18 protein-coding genes are annotated in these 20,876 nt (G+C 68.5%); 5 read left to right on the top strand and 13 right to left on the bottom strand.

The features are described from left to right. Positions 1 to 97 precede the first annotated feature (97 nt). Positions 98 to 1,546 carry an AMP nucleosidase gene (locus ACP7AI_RS10160; RefSeq protein WP_426166948.1) on the top strand — a complete coding sequence of 483 codons (1,449 nt, stop codon included), beginning with the start codon at positions 98 to 100 and terminating at the stop codon, positions 1,544 to 1,546. 424 nt (positions 1,547 to 1,970) lie between these two features. On the opposite strand, the gene ACP7AI_RS10155 is transcribed toward ACP7AI_RS10160, so the two are convergent. The 5 genes from ACP7AI_RS10155 to ACP7AI_RS10135 are packed head-to-tail and all read right to left on the bottom strand — an operon-like array spanning position 1,971 to position 8,233. Beyond that, on the bottom strand, positions 1,971 to 3,335 hold the full coding sequence (locus tag ACP7AI_RS10155) for a M24 family metallopeptidase (RefSeq protein WP_426166946.1): 1,365 nt from the start codon (positions 3,333 to 3,335) through the stop codon (positions 1,971 to 1,973). 51 nt (positions 3,336 to 3,386) lie between these two features. Continuing rightward, complete coding sequence (locus ACP7AI_RS10150; RefSeq protein ID WP_426166944.1) at positions 3,387 to 4,649, bottom strand: N-succinylarginine dihydrolase; 1,263 nt, start codon at positions 4,647 to 4,649, stop codon at positions 3,387 to 3,389. Further along, positions 4,646 to 6,058, bottom strand: a complete 1,413-nt coding sequence (gene astD, locus ACP7AI_RS10145; RefSeq protein WP_426166942.1) for a succinylglutamate-semialdehyde dehydrogenase — start codon at positions 6,056 to 6,058, stop codon at positions 4,646 to 4,648. Before astD ends, ACP7AI_RS10150 begins: the two co-directional genes overlap by 4 nt. After that, on the bottom strand, positions 6,045 to 7,058 hold the full coding sequence (locus tag ACP7AI_RS10140; RefSeq protein ID WP_426166940.1) for an arginine N-succinyltransferase: 1,014 nt from the start codon (positions 7,056 to 7,058) through the stop codon (positions 6,045 to 6,047). The genes astD and ACP7AI_RS10140 overlap by 14 nt, the downstream gene beginning before the upstream one ends. After that, the gene (locus ACP7AI_RS10135; RefSeq protein ID WP_426168291.1) at positions 7,055 to 8,233 is read right to left on the bottom strand and encodes a hydrolase; all 1,179 of its coding nucleotides are present in this window, start codon (positions 8,231 to 8,233) and stop codon (positions 7,055 to 7,057) included. The genes ACP7AI_RS10140 and ACP7AI_RS10135 overlap by 4 nt, the downstream gene beginning before the upstream one ends. Positions 8,234 to 8,535: 302 nt before the next feature. Here ACP7AI_RS10135 and ACP7AI_RS10130 point away from each other — a divergent pair, with 302 nt between their 5' ends. Next, positions 8,536 to 10,089, top strand: a complete 1,554-nt coding sequence (locus ACP7AI_RS10130; protein ID WP_426166938.1) for an amino acid permease — start codon at positions 8,536 to 8,538, stop codon at positions 10,087 to 10,089. 192 nt (positions 10,090 to 10,281) lie between these two features. Here the strand turns inward: ACP7AI_RS10130 and ACP7AI_RS10125 are convergent, their stop codons facing one another. Then, positions 10,282 to 11,271 (bottom strand): adenosine kinase, encoded by a 990-nt coding sequence (locus ACP7AI_RS10125; protein ID WP_426166936.1) that lies wholly within the window; start codon positions 11,269 to 11,271, stop codon positions 10,282 to 10,284. Positions 11,272 to 11,386: 115 nt separating this feature from the next. Here ACP7AI_RS10125 and ACP7AI_RS10120 point away from each other — a divergent pair, with 115 nt between their 5' ends. The 3 genes from ACP7AI_RS10120 to ACP7AI_RS10110 all read left to right on the top strand — a co-directional run bounded on the left by ACP7AI_RS10120 (position 11,387) and on the right by ACP7AI_RS10110 (position 14,300). Then, positions 11,387 to 11,779, top strand: coding sequence for a hypothetical protein (locus tag ACP7AI_RS10120; protein ID WP_426166934.1), 393 nt, complete (start codon positions 11,387 to 11,389; stop codon positions 11,777 to 11,779). Between the two features lie 83 nt (positions 11,780 to 11,862). Then, the gene (locus tag ACP7AI_RS10115) at positions 11,863 to 13,071 is read left to right on the top strand and encodes an acyl-CoA dehydrogenase family protein (protein ID WP_426166932.1); all 1,209 of its coding nucleotides are present in this window, start codon (positions 11,863 to 11,865) and stop codon (positions 13,069 to 13,071) included. Positions 13,072 to 13,169: 98 nt separating this feature from the next. Further along, on the top strand, positions 13,170 to 14,300 hold the full coding sequence (locus ACP7AI_RS10110; RefSeq protein ID WP_426166930.1) for an acyl-CoA dehydrogenase family protein: 1,131 nt from the start codon (positions 13,170 to 13,172) through the stop codon (positions 14,298 to 14,300). A 93-nt stretch (positions 14,301 to 14,393) separates the two neighbouring features. On the opposite strand, the gene ACP7AI_RS10105 is transcribed toward ACP7AI_RS10110, so the two are convergent. The 7 genes from ACP7AI_RS10105 to ACP7AI_RS10075 form a co-directional block, all read right to left on the bottom strand. Continuing rightward, the gene (locus ACP7AI_RS10105) at positions 14,394 to 14,666 is read right to left on the bottom strand and encodes a hypothetical protein (protein WP_426166928.1); all 273 of its coding nucleotides are present in this window, start codon (positions 14,664 to 14,666) and stop codon (positions 14,394 to 14,396) included. Between the two features lie 411 nt (positions 14,667 to 15,077). Continuing rightward, on the bottom strand, positions 15,078 to 15,707 hold the full coding sequence (locus tag ACP7AI_RS10100; protein WP_426166926.1) for a cupin domain-containing protein: 630 nt from the start codon (positions 15,705 to 15,707) through the stop codon (positions 15,078 to 15,080). Positions 15,708 to 15,867: 160 nt separating this feature from the next. Further along, positions 15,868 to 16,242 carry a VOC family protein gene (locus ACP7AI_RS10095; RefSeq protein WP_426166924.1) on the bottom strand — a complete coding sequence of 125 codons (375 nt, stop codon included), beginning with the start codon at positions 16,240 to 16,242 and terminating at the stop codon, positions 15,868 to 15,870. A gap of 204 nt (positions 16,243 to 16,446) precedes the next feature. Continuing rightward, the gene (locus ACP7AI_RS10090; RefSeq protein WP_426166922.1) at positions 16,447 to 17,490 is read right to left on the bottom strand and encodes an SO2930 family diheme c-type cytochrome; all 1,044 of its coding nucleotides are present in this window, start codon (positions 17,488 to 17,490) and stop codon (positions 16,447 to 16,449) included. Continuing rightward, positions 17,487 to 18,722 carry a parallel beta-helix domain-containing protein gene (locus tag ACP7AI_RS10085; protein WP_426166920.1) on the bottom strand — a complete coding sequence of 412 codons (1,236 nt, stop codon included), beginning with the start codon at positions 18,720 to 18,722 and terminating at the stop codon, positions 17,487 to 17,489. Before ACP7AI_RS10085 ends, ACP7AI_RS10090 begins: the two co-directional genes overlap by 4 nt. Positions 18,723 to 18,773: 51 nt before the next feature. Further along, positions 18,774 to 20,165: a hypothetical protein gene (locus ACP7AI_RS10080; RefSeq protein WP_426166918.1), complete on the bottom strand. Its 1,392-nt coding sequence runs from the start codon at positions 20,163 to 20,165 to the stop codon at positions 18,774 to 18,776. Beyond that, positions 20,162 to 20,806 (bottom strand): ATP-binding cassette domain-containing protein, encoded by a 645-nt coding sequence (locus ACP7AI_RS10075; RefSeq protein WP_426166916.1) that lies wholly within the window; start codon positions 20,804 to 20,806, stop codon positions 20,162 to 20,164. The genes ACP7AI_RS10080 and ACP7AI_RS10075 overlap by 4 nt, the downstream gene beginning before the upstream one ends. Positions 20,807 to 20,876: the final 70 nt, after the last annotated feature.

Genomic DNA, 20,876 nt, shown 5'->3' with positions numbered 1-20,876 from the left:
CTTTGCGCCCCTAATACAGGCTTGTGTCGCGGAAGGAAGCTGGGTCCCGGGTCAAGCCCGGGATGACAGGCGGCGAAGTTTCGGGCATTGGCTGGCGATGACAGCCCAATTCACCGCATCCGAACTCGTCGACCAGCTCGTCGCCATCCACGCCGAATCGACCGCTGCCTTGCGCGCCGCGCTCAAGGCCTATCTCGACGACGGCACCACTCCCGATCCCGCGGCGCGCGTGCGCGGCGACTGGGCCTATCCCGAACTGCGGCTGAGCTATTCGGGGGGGCATACCCGCACCCGCCCGGTGCGTGCCTTTGCCCGGCTCAACCGCCCCGGCAGCTATGCGACGACGGTGACGCGGCCCGAAATGTACCGCGCCTTCCTGATCGAGCAGCTGGAGCTGATCACCGAGGATTACGAGGTCACCCTGTCGACCGGCCGGTCGGAGGTGGAGATCCCCTACCCCTATGTCCTCGATGGTGCGCCCGACCTGCGGCTCGACACCGCTGCCGCGGCCGAACTGGCACGCTGGTTCCCGACGACGGAGCTGTCGCAGATCGGCGACGAGCTGGCCGATGGGCTGTGGGACGACGCCCTGTCTGAAAACCGGCCGCTGGCGCTGTTCGACGGCCCGCGCACCGATTTCTCGCTGGCCCGGCTGAAGCATTACACCGGGACGGCGCCCGAGGATTTCCAGCACTACATCCTCCTCACCAACTATCACCGCTATGTCGATGAATTCGTGCGCTGGGCGTGCGGGGAGATCGGCAAGGACGGCTATGACCGGCTGGCTTGCCCGGGCGGCCTCGACATCTATGCCGATGATCCGTCGCCCGAACGCGCCGCCGCCGACGTCGCGTGGCGCAAGCACCAGATGCCGGCCTGGCACCTGACCAAGCCGGGGCGCGTCGGCATCACCCTGGTCAACATCGGCGTCGGCCCGGCGAATGCCAAGACGATCTGCGACCATCTCGCCGTGCTGCGGCCCGAAGCCTGGCTGATGATCGGCCATTGCGGCGGGCTGCGGCCGAGCCAGGCCATTGGCGACTATGTGCTGGCGCATGCCTATCTGCGTGACGACCATGTGCTCGACGACGTGTTGCCGCCGGAAATTCCGATTCCGGCGTTGTCGGAGGTGCAGAAGGCGCTGCAGCAGGCGGCCGAATCGGTTACCGGCGCGGCGGGCGAGGCGCTGAAGCCTCGCTTGCGCACCGGCACGGTGGTGACGACCGACGACCGCAACTGGGAATTGCGGTTCAGCCGCTCGGCGCTGCGCTTCAACCAGTCGCGCGCGGTCGCCGTCGACATGGAGTCGGCGACGATCGCGGCGCAGGGCTATCGGTTCCGGGTGCCGTACGGGACGTTGCTCTGCGTGTCGGACAAGCCGCTGCATGGCGAGATCAAGCTGCCGGGGCAGGCGAACCGGTTCTACGAGGGTGCGATTTCGGAGCATCTCCACATCGGGATCGAGGCGGTGAAGCTGCTGCGCGATGCGGGGCCGGGGTTGCACAGCCGCAAGCTGCGGGCGTTCGACGAGCCGCCGTTCCGCTGAAGCGCGGCCGAGCGCAGCGAGAGGATTGCGCAGCAATCGTCGAACAGCGCACGGACACGCGCGAGGCCGGCCAGCGGGGCGGTCGGCCTTGCCGACCGAACCCGTCTGACGTCAGCACAGGCTTTGCCCGTGCCCCTCGCTGAAGCGCGGCCGCAAGTAGCGAGAGGATTGCGCAGCAATCGTCGAACAGCGCGCGGACACGCGCGAGGCCGGCCAGCGGGGCGGTCGGCCTTACCGACCGAACCCGTCTGACGTCAGCACGGGCTTTGCCCGTGCCCCTTGCTGAAGCGCGGCCGCGAGCAGCGGGCGATTTGCGCAGCAAATCCCTGCTGCGCGCGGACACGCGCGAGGCCGGCCAGCAGGGCGGTCGGCCTTGCCGACCGAACCCGTCTGACGTCAGCACGGGCTTTGCCCGTGCCCCTACTCACTTGTCGACACACCCCACCACAGGCGCCCCCACCTGCGGGATCAGGTGCAGCCGCGTCTGCCGCCCGTCGATATACTGCACCGTCTTGCCATCGAAGTACGCGTCCTCTTCCGACTTGAAGCCCACGACCTGCCCGCCCCATTCGGGCACCTTGAACCGCGCCTGCAGCTCGATCGACCAGGCGGTGTCGGCGGCGACCGGGGCCTCGCCCTCGTCACGGGCGTTCTGGTCGTCCCACATGCCGATCGGGGTGCCGGCGGCGTGGCCGTGATAGCCGATGGGGTGCGAATAGATGACCGGGTCGAGACCTGCGGCGATCGCCTTGGCACGCGCCGCCGCCAGCACGGCATTGCCCGACTGGCCGGTCCGGAACGACGCGGTCAGCGCATCCTGCACGCCGTTGTTGGCCGCCATCCCGGCCTTAAGACCCGCCGGCGCGTCGGTTTCGCCGGGTTTCAGCACATAGCCCAGGTGCTGGGTATCGGTGTTGAGCCCGAGATAGGTGATGCCGAAATCGGTCCACAGCAGGTCGCCGGGCTGGATGACGGTGTCGCCCTCCATCACCTCGGGCACGCCCTGGCGGTGGATGCCGACCGACGGCTGGAACCAGGTGCCGAGCTTCAGGCCGGCGATGCGTTCGCGGTACCACCAGACGACATCCTTGGCGGTGGTCTTGCCCGGCGTGATGACCTTGCCGGAAAAGCCTTCGGCGATGATGGCGTGGGCGGTGCGGACGATCGACGGATAGACCGCCATTTCGGCGGGGATGCGGGTTTCGAGCCAGTTGACGGCGAGCCGATCGGCCGGGACGATGCGGTCGCGCAGGTCCGCCGGCAACGCCGCGACCAGGTCGTCGCGCTGGCTGGCGGTCAGCCCGTCGCCGAAGGTGACCTGCGACGAGACGTTGAGGGCGATCTTGGCCGGGTTGCGCGCCTTGATGATGTCGGCAAGCGCCGCCCATTGGTCGGGCTGCTGCTCGGGCTTCCAGGCCGGCGCGAACAGGCCGCCGAGGCCGTAGCGGCTGACGGTCAGCCGCTCGACGGGCTTGCCGGCGCCGGGATCATGAAAGACCAGAATGGTGCGCCGCCGCGCGTGCATCGATTCGGCATCGAGCATCGTGGCGACGACCGGATCTTCGAGATACTCGCGCGCCACCAGCACCCACATGTCGATGCCGTTCTTGCGCATGATGGCGGGAAGGACGGTATCGAGGCGTTCCTTGAGCCAGCGGTCCTGCAGCGCGGCGCGGTCCTTCAAAGGCAGGATGGCGGGGATGGCGGGGTCGCTGGCCTCCACCTGGCAGAAGGGTGCGGCGGTCGCGGGTACGGCGAGCAGCAGCAATGCGGCGGCGAGTGATTTCATGGGGTCCCCCTTGGATCGGGGCACCTTAGGGGCTGCCTTGGCACCTTGTCATCAGAACTCGAACGCCGCCAGCAGCGCCCGGCGAGCCTGCCACGCCTGTTCCCACAGCGCCGGATTGCCGAGGTCGCCCGGGCCGATGGTTTCGGGCCAATGCGCGGTGACCAGCGCCGCCAGCCGGTCGGCCTTGGCGTCATCGAGCAGGAAACGCGGGTCGATCGTCGAAGGGTCGGCGACGACGCGCAGCCGCAGGCAGGCCGGGCCGCCGCCGTTGCGCATCGACTCGCGAACCTGGACATAATGCACGGCGCGGATCGGGCCGTTGCCGGCGACGAGGCTGTCGAGATACGCCTTCACCGGGGCGCAATCGTGCGATTCCATCGGCAGGATCAGCGCCATGCTGCCATCGGGGACCGTCACCAGCTGCGAATTGAACAGATAGGACCGGATGGCATCGGCGAGGCTGACGGCGCTGGCCGGGACCTCGACGACGACGGCTTCGGGCAGCAGGCGGGCGAGATCGGCCTTGAGCGCGCCCGCGTCGGCGAAGGCCTGTTCATGGGCGAACAGCACATGTTCGTTGGCAACCGCGACGACATCATTGTGGAAGGCGCCGGCGTCGATGGCGGCGGTGCTTTGCGCGACGAACAGCGTGCGTTCGGGCGCGAGGCCGTGGCGGCGGGCGACGGCCTCGCTGGCGCGGCGGTTCTGGCGGGCGGGAAACTTGCCGCCCTCTTCGCCATAAACGAACACTTCCACGCCGACGTCGCCGTGCGCGCTGGTGAGGCGCATGTGGTTCGCGGCCCCTTCGTCCCCGAACGTCGCCGGCACCGCCTCGTGCACCGCGAACGCCGGATTTGCGAAGGCGAGCCGCAGTTGCGCCAGCGTGTCGGGGTGTTCGAGGCTGCGGTGGGTCATTCGCGACAGGTTGGCGACGCTGAGGTGGGTGCGGCCGTCGGCGCAATCGGCGGCTGGCGACACCGTGGCGGCATTGGCGGTCCACATCGAGGAGGCGGAGCAGGCCTGCGCGAACAAGCGCGGGTCGCCGGCATGGGCGGCGGCGCAGACCTGGGCATCGCTGCCGGCGAAACCCAGCTGCCGCAGCCAGGTGGCGTTGGGGCGCTCCAGCGGCAGCAGGAAGCCCTGCGCCAGACCCAGGCCCATGGCGAAGCGCATCTTGGCAAGGCCCTGCAGCGCCGCGTCGCGCGGGCGGCTCGTGGCGCCCTGGTTCGACGCGCTGGCGAGGTTGCCGAAGCTGAGCGCGGCATAGTTGTGGGTCGGGCCGATCAGGCCGTCGAAGTTGATTTCCCGGATCACGCGCGCAAGCCCGTCGCGATGCCGCCTTCGGGCGCGTCGGCTTCCAGGCTGGCGACCGGCCAGGCGGTATAGTCAGCGGCGTAATAGGCGCTGGGGCGGTGGTTGCCGCTGAGGCCTATGCCGCCGAAGGGGGCGTTGGACGCGGCGCCGTTGGTCGGCCGGTTCCAGTTGACGACGCCGGCGCGGCTGGCGGCCCAGAAGCGGTCGTACAGCGCCGCGTCGCCGCCGATGAGGCCGGCGCTGAGCCCGAATTGCGTTGCATTGGCGGCGGCGATGGCGGCGTCCCAATCGGCGACGCGGATCACCTGCAGGAACGGCCCGAACAGCTCGGCGTCGGGCAGGCCGGACAGGCCGGTGACGTCGTACAGCGCCGGGCTGAGGAACGGCCGGTCCTCGCGGTGGCGGGTCAGCGGCCGGATTACGCGGGCGCCCTTGTCGGCCAGCAGCGCCGCGCCGGCGAGCAGCCCGTCGGCGGCGTGGTTGGCGATCACTGGGCCCATGAACGGCTGGGGCTCGTCGAACGGCGCGCCGACGATGATGCGATCGATCAGCGCCGTCACCCGGTCGAGCAGCGGGCCTTCGCTGCCGTCGGGGACGATCAGCCGGCGGGCGCAGGTGCAACGCTGCCCGGCGCTGAGGTACGCCGACTGGACGACCAGCGCCGCGACGGCATCGAGCGTCGCCGGGTCGGTGTCCCAGACGACCAGCGGGTTGTTGCCGCCCATTTCGAGCGCCAGGATCTTGCCCGGGCTGTCGGCGAACTGCCGCGCGAGGGCGCCGCCGACCCCTGCCGAGCCGGTGAACAGCAGCCCGTCGATGTCGCCGGCCGCCAGCGTCCGGCCGGTGTCGCCGCCGCCATGGACGATTTTGAGCACGCCCGGCGGCAGACCCGCCGCCGCCCAGCAGTCGGCCATGAAGTCGGCGACCGCCGGCGTCAGCTCCGACGGCTTGAAGACGATGCTGTTGCCGGCCAGCAGCGCCGGCACGATATGGCCGTTGGGCAGATGCGCGGGGAAGTTATACGGCCCGAGCACCGCCAGTACGCCGTGCGGCTTGTGGCGCAGCACCTGGCGGACGCCCGCCACTTCGCCGGTGCGCGATCCGGCGCGTTCGGCCTGGGCGGTGATCGAGATGTCGACCTTGGCGGCGACACTGGCGACTTCGGTCTTCGTCTCCCACAGCGGCTTGCCGGTCTCGGTGGCGATCAGGCGGGCAAAGGCGTCGGCGCGGTCGGTCACCACCGCCTTGAAGGCGCGGACGACGGCAATGCGATCGTCGAGCGAGGCCAGCGCCCAGCCCGGCAGCGCGGCGCGGGCGGCGGCGATGGCGGCGGCGACGTTGCCCGGCGTGCCGGTCCAGATGGCTTCCCCGGTGCAGGGGTCGATCGACACGAGTTCAATATGCGACATGACGGATCGTCTCTCCAGTGCCGATCCCGATGGCATCGGCCTCGCCCTCGGGGATGCAGCGGCCGTCGTCGCCGACGTGGCCGATCCACGCCTCGAACGTCGTCAGCCGGCCGCGGGCGAGCAGCGCGCGATGGCAGCCGCCCTCGCACGGCGCCAGGCGGTCGATGACCGCTTCGCGCGAATCGCGGATACTGCGGACCTGGTCGGTGCGCGCCGTCACCGTCGGCCCGCCGTCGAAGATGTCGACATAATTGTCGTAGGTGAAGCCCTCCGCCATCAGCATCGCCAGCGCGGCGCGGCCGGTCGGGTGCGGCTGGCCGATGGCGTCGCAGGCGGCCTGGGGCAGCAGCGCCGTATAGATGGGGTGCTTGGGCATCAGGTCGGCGATGAACTGGTTGCCATGGACGGCATTGAAACCGTCGGCCTCGGGAAAGCTCATGCCGAAGAACTTGGCGCCGAGCGCGTCCCAGAACGGCGAATGGCCGTCGGCGTCCATGACGCCGCGCAGCTCCGCGAGCAATTTGTCGCCGAAGCGGGCGCGGTGCTGGGCGATGAACAGGTAGCGTGATCGCGCCAGCAGCCGGCCGAGGCCGCCGGTGCGCAGGTCCGGGTGGAGGAACAGCCCGCCGACCTCGCTGGCGCCGTCGTGGTCTGTCGTCAGGCTGAGGAATTGCAGCGCGAAGCTGCGGCCCAGCTCGCGGCTCGACTGGCTGAGCGTGCCGATCTTGTAGCTGTAGAACGGCCATTCGACGCCGATGCGGCTGAACACCATGCCGCAGCCGCCGATGCGGCCGGTGGAGACCTGTTCGAGCAGCAGGATATAGAGCTCGTTTTCGGGCGGCGCGTCGGCGCGGGCATAGCTGGCGTCGGACCAGGCCAGGCGCGCGGCCAAGGCACCGCGGTCCTGTGGCAGGTTGGTGAAGCCGCCGCCGGTCATCGCGGCGAGATCGAGCAGCGCATCGATATCGGCGCCGGAGGCGGCGCGGACCCGCCAGGTCACGGCTTGGGCTCCGCAACGCAGCCGCGCGTCCACCCGTGCTGTGCAACGCGGCAGAGGATCAGCGCCGACAGTTTTGCGCGCTCCTCGAGCGAATCGACGCACAGAAACTCGTCGACCGAATGGATGGCGCCGCCGCGCGGCCCCAGCGTGTCGACGACGGCGAGGCCGGTGGCGGCGAGGTTGTTGCCATCGCAGACGCCGCCGGTGTCGCGCCAGCCGATCGGCAGCCCGATGGCGGCGCCGCAGTCCTTGACCAGGTCGAACAGCCGCTGCTGGTTGGCGTCCATCGGCTTGGGCGGTCGGGCGAACCGGCCGTGGACGTGGATGGCGACCTCGTGCAGTGCGGACACCTCCCCGACGAGTGCGGCGATCGCAGCGTCGGCACGCGCCTGCGCTGCCAGCGTCGAGGGCCGCATGTTCCAGCGCAGTACGGCGCTGTCGGGGACGATGTTGTTGGGCCCGCCGCCGTCGATCTTCGCCGGATTGATGCTCAGGTCGGCAGCGGTCAGTGCCTTCAGCCGCAACGCCAGGTCGGCGGCGGCGAGCAGCGCGTTGCGGCCCTTTTCAGGCTCGCGGCCGGCATGGGCGGAGCGGCCGGTGACGGCGGCGGAGAAATTGCCCGAGCCCTTGCGGGCGCCGGCGAGTGTGCCGTCGGGCAGCGCCGGTTCATAGGTCAGGCCGAGGTGGCAGCGCCGGGCGGCCTCCACCAGCAGCGGCGCCGAGCCGGGGGACGACACTTCCTCGTCGCTGTTGATGACGATTTCCCAGCCGAGCCGATCGGCAAGGGGCGACGCCTCGAAGGCAGTGAGGGCCGCCAGCATGACGGCGATGCCGCCCTTCATGTCGGCGGTGCCGGGGCCGTTGAGTGTATCGGCGTCAAGCCAGCGGCAGGCCTGGAACGGGTGATCGGCGGCGAACACCGTGTCCATGTGGCCGGTCAGCAGCACCCGCACCGGCGCATCGGGGCGGCGGACGATGTGCAGGCTGCGGCCATGCGCCAGCGGCACCTCGGCACCGGTGGCATCGATCGCGGTGACCGCGGCGGGACCGCGCAGCGTCGCGGTGCCGCCCAACGGCGCGAAGGCGGCAACCAGGCGATCGGCGACCGCGGCCAGCCCATTGAGGTTGCGGCTGCCGCTGTTGATCGCGGCCCAGTCCTCGACCTGCGCCAGCATCGCGGCGCGGCGCCCGTCGATACCGGCGAGCGTCGCCGCTTCGGCGATCGAAAGCACGGCGGCGTCTGCCAGGGCGGGTTCGGCGTTCATGCCTCCCGATAGCCGATGATGCGGCGTCGCGCCACACGGCTTGTGCCAGAAAATAACAAGATGCTGCGAATGTGATATCGGAAACGCGATCGACGATCCTCGCGCCACCGCATCTTGCCTTGACCGGCAATGAAGTTTGCTACCCTATGCGCCGCCATGGACCGGTCGCGACGGGACGAGGGGCTCCGGCGCGCCAATCGAGGGGAATATTCTTGGCTGACTGGCGTATCAAATCGCTCGATTCAATTCTGGCGACGGCGGAAAAGAAGTCGCTCACCCGCTCCCTGGGAGCATTCCAGCTGACCATGCTCGGCATCGGCGGCATCATCGGCACCGGCATTTTCGTGCTGACCGCCGAGGCAGCGCAGGTCGCCGGCCCGGCGATGCTGGTCAGCTTCGTGGTCGCCGCCGTCGTCTGCGGCCTGGCCGCGCTCTGCTACGCCGAGCTGGCGTCGATGGTGCCGGTTTCGGGCTCGGCCTACACCTATAGCTATGCGACGTTCGGCGAGATCCTGGCCTGGGTCGTCGGCTGGGCGCTGGTGCTCGAATATGCGGTGGCCGCGAGCGCGGTCGCGGTCGGCTGGTCGGGCTATGCCGTCGGCGTGCTGCAGAATTTCGCCGGGATCGAGCTGCCCAAGGCGCTGGTCAACGGCCCCTATGCCGGTGGCCTGATCAACCTGCCCGCCGTGGTCATTTCCGTGGCCGTCACCGCGCTGCTGGTCGTCGGTACCAAGGAAAGCGCCACCGTCAACGCCGTCCTGGTCGCCGTGAAGGTGCTGGCGCTGACGGCGTTCGTCGCGCTGGCGGTGCCGGCGGCGCAATCGTCGAATTTCGTGCCGTTCATGCCGCTGGGCGCCAGCTCGGCGATCGGCGCGGCGGCGATCATCTTCTTCGCCTTCGTCGGTTTCGACGCGGTTTCGACCGCGGCCGAGGAAACCAAGGATCCGCAGCGCAACATTCCGATCGGGCTGATCGGCAGCCTTGTCATCTGCACGATCTTCTACCTGCTCGTCGGTGTCGGCGTCATCGGCAGCTATGGTGCCCAGCCGATCATGGATGCCGCCGGCAATGCGCCGTTCCCCGGCTCCATCGAGATGGCCGCGCTGTGCGAGGCCGACAAGGCATCGATGGTGGTCTGCTCCAAGGAGGCGCTGGCCCATGTCCTGCGCTCCATCGGCTATCCCGGCATCGGCAACGTCCTCGGCCTGGCGGCCGGCTTTGCGCTGCCGTCGGTGGTGCTGATGATGATGTTCGCCCAGACCCGGGTGTTCTTCGTGATGTCGCGCGACGGCCTGCTGCCAAAGGGGCTGTCGAAGATTCATCCGCGTTTCAAGACGCCGCACATCGTCACCATGGTGACGGGCGCCGCTGTGACCGTCGCCGCCGCCTTCTTCCCGGTCGGGCAGCTGGCGTCGGTGTCGAACGGTGGCACGCTGTGCGCCTTCTTCTTCGTGGCGCTGGCGATCATGGCGTTGCGCCGGACCAATCCGGACCGCAAGCGCAGCTTCCGCACCCCGGCGGTCTGGGTGGTGGCACCGCTCGCCGCCGCCGGCTGCCTGATGCTGTTCGCCTTCCTGTCGCTGGTCGCGCAGATGGTGTTTTTCGGCTGGGCGGCAATCGGCCTGGTGTTCTACTATCTGTACGGGCGCACCCGCTCCAACGTCGCGCTTGGTCTCGACGAAGTGAACGAGCTCGACGCCGACATCCCGCCGCAGGGCGTGCCGCCGCTGCCGGGTATTCCGACGCCGGGTGGGAAGCAGGCCTAAGCGCCGCGCGCGCCGAAGCGCCGATTGCGCCAGCAATCGAAGCATCGGCGCCGACAGGCGCCCGGCCGGCCAGCGGGGCGGTCGGCATCGCCGGCCGAACCCTTCTGACGTCACGACGGGGCTTTGCCGCGGCGCCGCCCACAAAAAAGGGGCCGGTCCTTCGCAGGACCGGCCCCTTTTCTCGTCAGGGCTTTAACCGATTTTCGCCTTCACCAGCGCCTTCAGATCCGCCTCCGGCCGCGCGCCGTAGTGGCTGATGACCTCCGCCGCCGTGATGCAGCCGATGCGGGCGCAATCGGGCAGCGAGCGGCCTTCGACCAGCCCGGCCATGAAGCCCCCCGCGAACATGTCGCCGGCGCCGGTCGAATCGACGACGCGATCGACCTTTTCGCCAGGCACGACATGGCGGTTGCCGTTTTCCAGCACGACGGCGCCTTCGCTCGATCGGGTGACGACGGCGATGCAGCTGTGCTTGGCCAGTTCCGCCATGGCTTCGTCGATGCTGGCGGTCTGGTAGAGTGCGCGCACCTCGTTTTCATTGCCGAACACCAGGTCGACATGGCTGCGCAGCAGTTCCTGGAAATCGGCGCGATGGCCCTCGACGCAGAATACGTCGGACAGGGTGAACGCCACCTTGCGGCTGTTGGCGCGGGCGACCTCGATGGCCTTCTTCATCGCGGCGCGCGGGGCGGCCGGGTCCCACAGATAGCCTTCGAGATACAGGATCTCGGCGGCGGCGACGCTGTCGGGGTCGAGGTCGGCCTCGGAAAGTTCCTGGCAGGCGCCGAGATAGGTGTTCATCGTCCGCTCGCCGTCGGGCGTCACGACGATCAGGCAGCGGCCGGTGGGGTCGCCGCCCGCCGAGGCAGCGGTCGCATAGGCGACGCCTGCGGCGCGGATGTCATGGGCGAAGACGCGGCCGAGCTGGTCGTCGGCGACCCGGCCGACAAAGGCCGGGCGGGCGCCCAGCGCCGCCATGCCGGCAACGGTATTGGCCGCCGATCCGCCGCTGATCTCGCGCCCGGGGCCCATCGCCGCGTACAGCGTCTCGGCCTCGTCGGCGGGGATCAGCCGCATCGAGCCCTTGGCGATGCCGCGATCCGACAGGAATTCCGGCGGCGCGGTGGTGATGACGTCGACAAGCGCGTTGCCGATGGCGATGACATGGTTGCGGGCGGTCATGGACGAGCCTTGGCTGTGGGAAAGTCGCTCTCCTAGTCGCAAGCCCGGCGCGCGTCATCCCCTGCTGCCCTCGCTGCGGCTTGTGCCGGGTCGCCACCCGCGCCACGGTGCCGACATGAATCGCGCCGCGCCCGCCAGCCTGTCCCTGCTTCTCGCCCTTGCCGCCTGTGCCACGCCTGTCGTCGCGCCGCCGCCGGTGGTGCGGATCGCGCCGCCGCCGCCGGGACTCGATCGCATCCTCGGTGCCAGCGTCGCCACCGTCACCGCGCTGCTCGGGGCGGCATCGCTCGACCGGACGGAGGGGCCCGCGCGCCAGCTGCAGTTCGTGCGGCCGCCGTGCGTGCTCGACGTGTTCTTCTATCCAGGGCCGAACAACGGCCCGCTGGCGGTACGGACGGCGGCGGCGCGGCGGTACGACGGCAGCCGCATCGATCCCGCAACCTGCTTGACGCTGCTGGCGCCGCCAGTGGTGCCGGCGGCGACGCTGACCCCGGCGCCGCGGCGTTAAGGCGCGCCGCGGCAATGCTTGCCGCGCGCCGGAAATGCAGTTAACGTAAACGTCAACCAACCTGGCTTTTGGGGAGCTGATCGATGGACCTGAATTTTTCCGCCGAAGACATCGCGTTTCGCGATGAAGTCCGTGCCTTCATCAAGGACAGCTATCCCGCGCACTTGAACGGCAAGATCGAGGAAGGCGAGGAGCTTTCCAAGGAAGATTTCCTGTCGTGGCACAAGGTCCTGGCCAAGAAGGGCTGGATCGCCCCGGCGTGGCCGACGCAGTACGGCGGCACCGGCTGGACCAGCGTGCAGCGCTATATCTGGTCGGAAGAAACCGCCGCCGCCGATGCCATCCGCCTGATGCCCTTCGGCCTGTCGATGGTCGGCCCCGTCATCTACACCTTCGGCACCCCGGCGCAAAAGGAACGCTTCCTCCCCGGCATCCTGTCCGGCGATGTCTGGTGGTGCCAGGGCTATTCGGAGCCGGGCGCCGGGTCGGACCTCGCCAACCTGCGCACCAAGGCGGAGCGCTTCACCGGCGACGACGGCAAGGAATATTACCGCGTCAACGGCCAGAAGACCTGGACGACGATGGCGCAACATGCCGACTGGGGCTTCTTCCTCGTCCGCACCGATCCCACCTCCAAGCCGCAGGAGGGCATTTCCTTCCTGCTGATCGACATGAAATCGCCGGGCATCACCGTCCGCCCGATCATCACCCTGGGCGGCGAGCATGAAGTCAACGAAGTCTGGCTGGAGGATGTCATCGTCCCCGTCGACCAGCGCATCTATGAGGAGAACAAGGGCTGGACCTGCGCCAAGTTCCTGCTCGCCCATGAACGCACCGGCATCGCCGGCGTGGCGGCATCGAAGCGCGGTGTCGAGCGGATCAAGAGCATCGCGCGGTCGGAAATGGACGAAGGCGAACAGCTGATCCAGAACCCGTTCTTCAAGCGCAAGATCGCCGAGCTCGAGGTCGACCTGTCGGCACTCGAGTTCACCGAGCTGCGGACGCTCGCCGGCGAATCGTCGGGCAAGGGCCCGGGGCCGGAATCGTCGCTGCTGAAGATCAAGGGCACCGAGATCCAGCAGCGGATCACCGAACTGGCGCTGGAAGCCGCCGGCCATTACGGCGCGCCCTATTTCCGCGGCTTCGGCGAGGGCGACAACGAGCATCCGATCGGGCCGGATTACACCCACCGGACGGCGCCGACGTATTTCAATATGCGCAAGACCAGCATCTACGGCGGGTCGAACGAGATCCAGCGGAACATCATCGCAAAGATGGTGCTGGGGCTCTAAACCAGGACTGCGACACGTGGCCGGCGTGGGGTGCGACACCCCTCGCCGGCATTGTGCTTAATAGTGGCGCCCATCAGAGAGCGCCGGGGAGAGAAGCGATGGATTTCAACACCACCGACGAACAGACGATGCTGCGCGACACGGTCTCGCGCTATCTTGCCGACACCTACAGCTTCGACAACCGCATGAAGACGGTGCACGGCGGCGCGGGCTGGAACCCGGCGGTGTGGAAGGCCTTTGCCGAAGAACTCGGCATCCTCGGCGCGCCGTTCAGCGAAGCCCATGGCGGCCTCGGCGGCGGCGCCGTCGAGAACATGATCGTCATGGAAGAAATCGGCCGCGCCCTGGTCATCGAGCCCTATTTGCCGACCGTCGTCATCGCCGGTGGCGCGCTGAAGGCTGCCGGCGGTGCGCTCGCCGATGCCGTCATCCCCGAAATCATCGCCGGCAACGCCATCATCGCCTTTGCCTATGCCGAGCCGCAGGGCCGTTACAACCTCGCCGACCTGCGCACCACGGCAAAGAAGGACGGTGCCGGCTATGTCCTCAACGGGCATAAATCGGTCGTCTATTCGGCGCCCTATGCGACGCACCTGCTCGTCACCGTTCGCTCGGGCGGCAGCCAGCGCGACAAGGACGGCGTGTCGCTGTTCCTGATCCCCGCCGACACCAAGGGCGTCACCCGCCGCGATTATCCGACCGTCGACGGCTCGGCCGCCTCCGAAGTCTATTTCGAGAATGTCGCCGTGGGTGCCGAGCACATGATCGGTGGTGAAGGCGCCGCGCTGCCGCTGATCGAGCAGATCGTCGACGAAGGCACCGCGGCGATCTGCGCCGAAGCCTGCGGCGTCACCCGCGTCCTCCACGCCACGACGCTCGATTATGCCAAGCAGCGCAAGCAGTTCGGCAAGGCGATCGGTGACTTCCAGGTCATCCAGCACCGCCTGGTCGACATGTTCATGGAGGTCGAACAGTCGGTCTCCATCACCCTGATGGCGACGCTGAAGCTCGACACGCCGGAACGCGCCCAGGCCGTCTCCGCCGCCAAGGCCAAGGTCGGCAAGGGCGCCAAGTTCGTCGGCCAGAACGCCGTCCAGATCCACGGCGGCATCGGCATTTCGAACGAGCTGGCGGTCGGCCATTACTTCAAGCGCTCGACGATGATCGAAGGCCAGTTCGGCTCGGTCGATCACCATATGGGACGGTATGAGCGGATCGTGATCGGGTAAAAGGGGCAGCCTCCGGCGGCCGGGGCCTTGGCCCCGGACCCCGGTTGTCCGGGCGTCGGCTTAGGGTGGTTAGCGGACATTAGGCCGAGACCCTCACTTGAGGATATCCGCGTCCACAACCTCGACACCCATGTGCCGGACGAACGCTTCGCGAAGGCTGTGTGCGTGCTTCAGGGCGTCCTCCCCATCCGGGTCCATGCCTTCTGCTCTAAAGACCCAGTTCACGAACTGGTCAGCGCTCACGGGTCCGCTTTCTGGAATGAACTGGTCTACGTGCAACAATTCACCATCATCGACCGAACCGCAAAAACCGAGGCCAATGCAGACCTCGTGTAACAATGCATCATACCCGGGGTTGCAATCCATGACCGCAGATTAGCACCCCTTCCAATGTCCGTAACTGGGCGAAAGCGGACGGACTCCCTGGGTCAGCATTACCAAATCCTCCAAAAGTCTCGAAAGTCACTTAGTTGGCGGCCTGTGCGTGCCAAGATATATCTTAGTTCGCAGGGTGTGCCGCTACTCACGATGTCAAAGAGCGAAATGCTCACCCTAATAACCAGATCGGTGATAAATGTCAAGCCCTTCCTCTCCCGCTTGCGGGAGAGGCGAGACGCGCATCAGCGCGCCGGGTGAGGGTGTAGCCGCGCATCGACACGAGAAAGACACCCTCACCCGCTCGCCGAAGTCGGCGAGTCGCCTCTCCCGCAAGCGGGAGAGGGAAGTGGACAGGGGTCCGGGGCCAAGGCCCCGGCCGCCGGAGGCTCTGTCACGGCCCTATGGCCGGCAAAAGCCCGTCGGCCGCCAATCGCCGCCCGGGATCAGAGGGGGCTTGCCCTGCGGCGCCAGGATGAGGACCAAGTTGCGGCGGCCCTTGGGTGCGGCCTGGAGATGGGGGCCGCCTTCGACGACATAGGTGCCGCCGGCCGGGATCAGGCGTTTGTCGCCGGGTGAATCCATGCACTGCTCACCTTCGACGACATAGAAGGCCTCGGGGCCGGGATGGGAGTGGACGCGGGTCTGCATGCCGGGCGGGAAGATCGCCTCGGCGAAATGTGCCGTGACCGGGCCGGGCAGCATGCGCAGTGGGCCGATTGTCGCCCGCCGGGTGCCGCCGGTGATGGGTTCGGATGGTGTGCCGAGCACGTAGAGCCAGGTCCGGGAATGCGCTTGGGTGACGGTAGCCCAGCGGTGTCGGCCGGCCTCTGCTGTCGCAGCGGACATGGTCGGAAATTCGTGGATCTGCCAATAGAGCGCGTCGGGTGCTTCCGCGATCTCGATGCGGCCGGTGGCATAGCAGCCGGGCGTGTCGTGATCGGCGGGCACCGGGGCGGTGCACAGCCCCGGCACCGGCGGCACATCGGCTTGCGCCACGATGGCGGCCAAGATGAGGATGAGTGCCGGCATAGCGTCATCGCCTTTCCGTCAGGGGGTCAGCCGGGACCCTGCGCTGCGTGCGTCATTCCCGCAATATGGGCCCGTATGAATGCCGCGCCCGCAATATGGCTGACGGTTCGGCCGAACTGCGTCGCTGAAGGCAGGGGCCGGGCGCAGCCGCCACGGTTGTTCAATCGGCTTTGACCTGGGACAGTGCAACGCGGTTGCCTTCGCTGTCTGCGAACTCGGCAACGAAGCCGGCCTCGCCGATGTCCTTCTTTGCGTAGAGGACCTTGGCGCCGCGTTGTTGCGCGCGTTTCAGCACGGTGTCGATGTCGGGCACGTCGAAATAGACCAGCGTCCCCGCTCTTGACGGCGTGTAGACATCGCCCTTCGCCAGCGCACCGCTGGCGCCGGCGGCGCCATCGGCGCGGGGAAAAAAGGCCATGTCATAGCCATCGACCTTCTGCCGGGTCAGCCGATAGCGGAAGACGTCCTCGTAAAAGGCCTGGGCCCGGTCCATGTCCTCGACCGGTATCTCGAAATGAAACACCGGGTTGTGCATGGTGGACGCCTCTTGTGCGGGTTCGCCGGCCTTCGGCGAGTCTGTCCGGGCACTGCACGCGGCGACCAGCATGCAGATCACGGCAAGGCCGCGTCGTCTCAGCATGTCCGGTGCCCGTACATTGCCGAAATATCGCCGATTCGATCAAGGGCCGCAACGAAGGAAAAGGGGTCCGGGGCCAAGGCCCCGGCCGCCGGAGGCCCCTTACTTCAGCCCCGCGATATAAGCCCGCACCAGCGCCACACCCTCGGCATGGCTGACGGTTCGGCCGAACTGCGGCATCATCACGCCGGGCTCGCTCGATTCCATGCGGTGCAGCAGGATCGACGCCTCGGGCTGGCCGGGGGCGATGGCAAACAGCAGCCCGCCGGAACCGCGGCCGGCGGCGACGGGGCGCTTGCCGATGCCCTGATGGGCGGGGTCGGGCTCGTCGTGCTGGAGGTAGAGGCCGGAATTGGAGGCGAAGCCCTTGGGCGAATGGCAATGGCCGCAGTTGACGTCGAGATAGGCCCGCGCACGGTCGGCCACGGGGGCGGCGGTATCGTCCCAGCGGGCCAGCTTCGGCGGGTTTGCGGGTGGCCCGGTCAGCTTGCCGGTTGCCGCCCATGTCGCCAACTGGTTCGCGCCGTGCCCGTCGAGGCCGCCGTTAAGATTGCTCGCCGTCGGCCCGATCGGCACCGCGGCGCCGTCCTGCTGATGGCATTGCTTGCACTGGTTGATGTTGGGCACGGCGTAATCGAGCTGCTTCGGGGCCCCGGCGGCGTCGATGTAGGCGACCGGTACCCGCACCCCGGCGCGCTTCAGCACCGCCTCGGTTTGCGCGGCGTTCCAGACATAGGACAGCGGCACCCAGCCGTCGGCGCGGCGGACCAACAGCCGGGTTTCGATGATGCGCACGTCCTTGTCCGGCGCGCGGAAATCGGCCGGATAGGCGAAGGATTTGACGATGGTGGTGCCGACCGGGAATTCGAGAACGCCCTTGGCGGCATAGGTCGCCCTGGTGCCCGCCGGCATCCAGACATAGCGGAATTTTTCGGCATAATCGCTGAACAGCGGCGTGTTGAGCGTGTAGCGCATGACCCCCGGCGCCGGCACGCGCCCGGCGGTGTCGGCGAACAGCCGGTAGGCCGACAGCAGCGGCGCGGCCTCGTCGGCGAGCAGCCGCGCCGCATCGACCGGGCGGGCGACCTGGCGGGCGGGCGCGGCGCCGATGAGCAGCAGCGCGGCAAGGATGGCGACCCGCTTCATTTGCCCCTGGCGCGTGCTTCCTGCGTCGCCGGCAGCACCACTGTCGGCGGCTCCGGCAGGGTCTGCATGGCGAAATTCGTCACCAGCTCGGGCTTTGCCGCGCTCGTCGGAGCGCCCTGCATGCCGAGGTTCAGATTCACCATCGGGCCGTCGTTGACGAAGATGCCACCATCGGCCTTTACCAGCATGTCGCCGCCGACCTTGTAGCCCACGACCCCGTCCCACATCACCGGCGGCAGCGTGCCGCCGAGCGCGCCGGCGATCTCCTTGCCGCCCGGAAACGCCGGGGCGGTGCCGTTGCCGGCATAGCGGTTGCCGCGCACGGCGATGCTGCGCGGCAGCGGGTTATAGGCCTTGTCGGTAAAGGCGTTGCGATAGGCGACGAGCATCACCGCGTTGCCGCCATTGTCCTTGATATCATTGTCGAAGACATGGACGTTGCGGTTGGCCATGACCATCACCCCGGTGCCCGGCGGCACGCTGGCGACGATGTTGCCGACGCCGGCGAAATTGGGATGGTTGTTGGCGATCACCTGGTTCCTGAACAGCCGGATGCTGTGGCCGCCCTGTTGCGGCAGGTCGGGCAGATCGAACACCAGGATGCCGCCGGTGTTGCCGGTGGCGACATTGTCGAACACATCGGCGTTGTAGCTGTTCTCGATCTCGATGCCGGCGACATTGCCCTCCGCACGGCTGTTGCGGACGATGATCTGCGACGACTGGCCGACATAGATGCCGGCGTCGGACGCACCCTTCACATAGACCTTGTCGATGAGGACGTGCCGCGACGACACCGGATAGACGCCATAGGCGCCGTTGGTGGATTTCGGACCGCCCGTCCATTCGACGCGCAAATTGACAAAGCTGATGCCGTCGCTGCCCTTGGACTTGATGCCGTTGCCCTTGGCATTTTCGACGGCGAGGTCGCGGACCAGCACGTCGCTGGACGTGATCAGCAGGCCTTCGCCCTCACCCTTTTGCCCGGTGAAATCGAGGATGGTCTTGTCGTCGCCGGCGCCGGCGACGGTGACGCCCTTCACATCGAGCGACAGCCCGTCGGCGAGCGCGAACCGCCCCGCGGTCAGCTGCACCCTGTCGCCGGGCCTGGCATCGATCAACGCGGTCTGCAGCCGTTCCTGCACGTCGCCGCCGGGCTGGACGGTGATGGTGCGCGCGCTTGCGGGTTGCAGGGCAAAGGCGGCCGCGGCGAGCAGCAAGGCAGGTTTCAACATTTCGGTCCCCAGGAACGTTAAGCGCCAGTTTCCGACGGTTGTGCCTCGGGTTCAACCCCCCGCGGACAGATAGCCATACCAGAGCACCAGCAGCACCAGGCGCGGTGCAAAGGCGGAGCCGCTGACGGTGGCGAGGCCGATGGCTACCAGCGAAGCGACCGCGCCGGTGGCGAGCGCGGTCGGGATGACGACCAGCCCGGTGCCGGGGATGGCGGGCAGGTCCAGCAGCAGCGCCCAGCCGGTGCCGGCGATGACGAACGCCAGCCGCCGCGCCCAGGGCGATTGTGGCGCGGTGCGGGTGAGCAGCAGCAGCCCACGCGCCTCGCTGCGGCCGGCGTGAGCGGTCAGCGCAAAGGCCAGCAGCAGCAGCGCCGCCGGGCTGGCGGCGGTGCGGAAATCGGCGGCAAAGGCATAGGCGGCGACGCCGGCGGCGACGAGCTTGAACAGCCGCCCGGCACCGATCAGCCGGTATTCGGCGGCGACCAGCCCGGCGAACGGGATGGCGATCACCCGCGGCGCCGGGGCGTTCGGCACGACGGCGGGTGGCGGCCCCAGCGCGCTCAGCCGGGCGATCCGCCCCGGTACCAGGTTGCGCTGGCTGGCGCGGTGCGGGCGATAGACGAGGCCAGCCAGCGCCGCGACGGCGACGGCGATCAGCACCCAGGCCAGCCGCGATTCGACATAGCCGGGTGAAAACAGCCCGGCCATGACGTCGAGCGGCACCCGCCCGGGCAGTACGTCGACGCCGCCGATGGCGAAATCATCGGTGCCGCCCGGGGCGCCATATTGCAGCGGCCGCAGGAAGCCGGGGAAATCGACGATCGCCGTCGCAAAGCTCGCCGCCTTGCCCTGGCCGATGACCGGCGCGATCAGCGAGGCCATCCACGACACGAAATAGAGGAAATCGCCGAAGCCGCCGCGGGTTGGCGGCAGCGCGTCGAACAGGATGCGCAGCGCCGCCAGCCCGAGCAGCGCCGGCGCCGCCACCAGCCACAGCGCCAGTGCGATCTGCCCGGCATCAAAGCCGCCGGCGGCCAGGATCAGCAGCCCGAGCAACCAGCCGGCCAGCGTCAGCGCCAGCAGCATGCCGAGCAGCACCGTGCCATCGGCCGCGAAACGCCCCAGCGCGATGGCGATGCGCGGTGCGGCGGTCACTTCCTCCACCTGCCACGGCTGCCGGCGGGTGGTGTTCGACCGCAGATACAGCCAGGCGATCGGCAGCAGCAGCGTCGACACGACGATGCCGAGCGAGACGCCCAGGAACGGCGCCGTCATCACCGGCAGATGCCCGCCGATGGCGATGACGGTGCCGCCGCCGCCGTCGCCGCGCGGCAGCATGTACCGCGCCCCCACCGGCGCCACGAGCAACAGCAGCCACAGCCCCCAGCTGCGCGAATAGCGCAGCAGCGAGGTGTGCAGCGATGACCGGATGATGGCCTTCACGCCGTCCGCACCAGCGCGCCGTTTTCGACGCGCAGCACCGCGGTGGCGTGCGGCGCCAGTTCGTCGGCGAGGTGCGTCGTCATCACGACGATGGCCTCGCTGGCGCGCTGCAGGATCAGCGTGCCGAGCTTGCGCGCCGTTTCGCCGTCGAGCTCCGCCGTCGGCTCGTCGAGCGCCAGCAGGCGTGGTGCGCCGAGCAGCGCCTGGGCAAAGACCAGCCGCCGCCGCATGCCGCCCGAAAAGCTGGCGATGCGGTTGTTGATGTCGGCGTGCAGGCCGATGGCGTCGGCGATCGCGCCGAACTGGGTGTCGGCGGCCTTGGCATCGAGACCCTTCAGCGCGGCGATGTGCAGCGCGAAGTCGCGTGCCGTCAGGTCGTCGGGCAGCTCGACCGCCTGCGGGGCATAGCCCAACGTGCGCCGCAGCGCGGCGCGGCCGCCGGGCAGGGCGACGCCATCCCAGCTGATGCTGCCCTTGCCGGGCTTTTCGGCGGTCGCGAGCAGGCGCAGCAGCGTCGATTTGCCGGCACCGCTGGGGCCGATGAGCAGCGTCAGCCCCGGCTCGAAGCGATGCGAGACATCGGCGAGCACGGTCTTGGCGCCATAGCGTTTGGAAACGCCGGAAAGTTCGAGGCTGGTCATGCGCCAGCGTATTGCACCCGTAATACGGTTTCGCAAGCGCAACATGGTAGGAAAGGGCTGCGCAACTTGC

Source organism: Sandarakinorhabdus sp. DWP1-3-1 (genome assembly GCF_049896705.1).
Taxonomy (GTDB): Bacteria; Pseudomonadota; Alphaproteobacteria; order Sphingomonadales; family Sphingomonadaceae; genus Sandarakinorhabdus.
Note: the sequence above shows the minus strand (reverse complement) of the source record. Positions and strands in the feature narration are given on the sequence as shown.

Coding starts and splice junctions, on each gene's coding strand:
- ACP7AI_RS10160 (WP_426166948.1), top strand. CDS start 98: ATGACAGCCCAATTCACCGCATCCGAACTCGTCGACCAGCTCGTCGCC.
- ACP7AI_RS10155 (WP_426166946.1), bottom strand. CDS start 3,335: ATGAAATCACTCGCCGCCGCATTGCTGCTGCTCGCCGTACCCGCGACC.
- astD (WP_426166942.1), bottom strand. CDS start 6,058: ATGTCGCATATTGAACTCGTGTCGATCGACCCCTGCACCGGGGAAGCC.
- ACP7AI_RS10135 (WP_426168291.1), bottom strand. CDS start 8,233: ATGCTGGCGCAGGTCGAGGACTGGGCCGCGATCAACAGCGGCAGCCGC.
- ACP7AI_RS10125 (WP_426166936.1), bottom strand. CDS start 11,271: ATGACCGCCCGCAACCATGTCATCGCCATCGGCAACGCGCTTGTCGAC.
- ACP7AI_RS10120 (WP_426166934.1), top strand. CDS start 11,387: ATGAATCGCGCCGCGCCCGCCAGCCTGTCCCTGCTTCTCGCCCTTGCC.
- ACP7AI_RS10115 (WP_426166932.1), top strand. CDS start 11,863: ATGGACCTGAATTTTTCCGCCGAAGACATCGCGTTTCGCGATGAAGTC.
- ACP7AI_RS10110 (WP_426166930.1), top strand. CDS start 13,170: ATGGATTTCAACACCACCGACGAACAGACGATGCTGCGCGACACGGTC.
- ACP7AI_RS10105 (WP_426166928.1), bottom strand. CDS start 14,666: ATGGATTGCAACCCCGGGTATGATGCATTGTTACACGAGGTCTGCATT.
- ACP7AI_RS10100 (WP_426166926.1), bottom strand. CDS start 15,707: ATGCCGGCACTCATCCTCATCTTGGCCGCCATCGTGGCGCAAGCCGAT.
- ACP7AI_RS10095 (WP_426166924.1), bottom strand. CDS start 16,242: ATGCACAACCCGGTGTTTCATTTCGAGATACCGGTCGAGGACATGGAC.
- ACP7AI_RS10090 (WP_426166922.1), bottom strand. CDS start 17,490: ATGAAGCGGGTCGCCATCCTTGCCGCGCTGCTGCTCATCGGCGCCGCG.
- ACP7AI_RS10085 (WP_426166920.1), bottom strand. CDS start 18,722: ATGTTGAAACCTGCCTTGCTGCTCGCCGCGGCCGCCTTTGCCCTGCAA.
- ACP7AI_RS10075 (WP_426166916.1), bottom strand. CDS start 20,806: ATGACCAGCCTCGAACTTTCCGGCGTTTCCAAACGCTATGGCGCCAAG.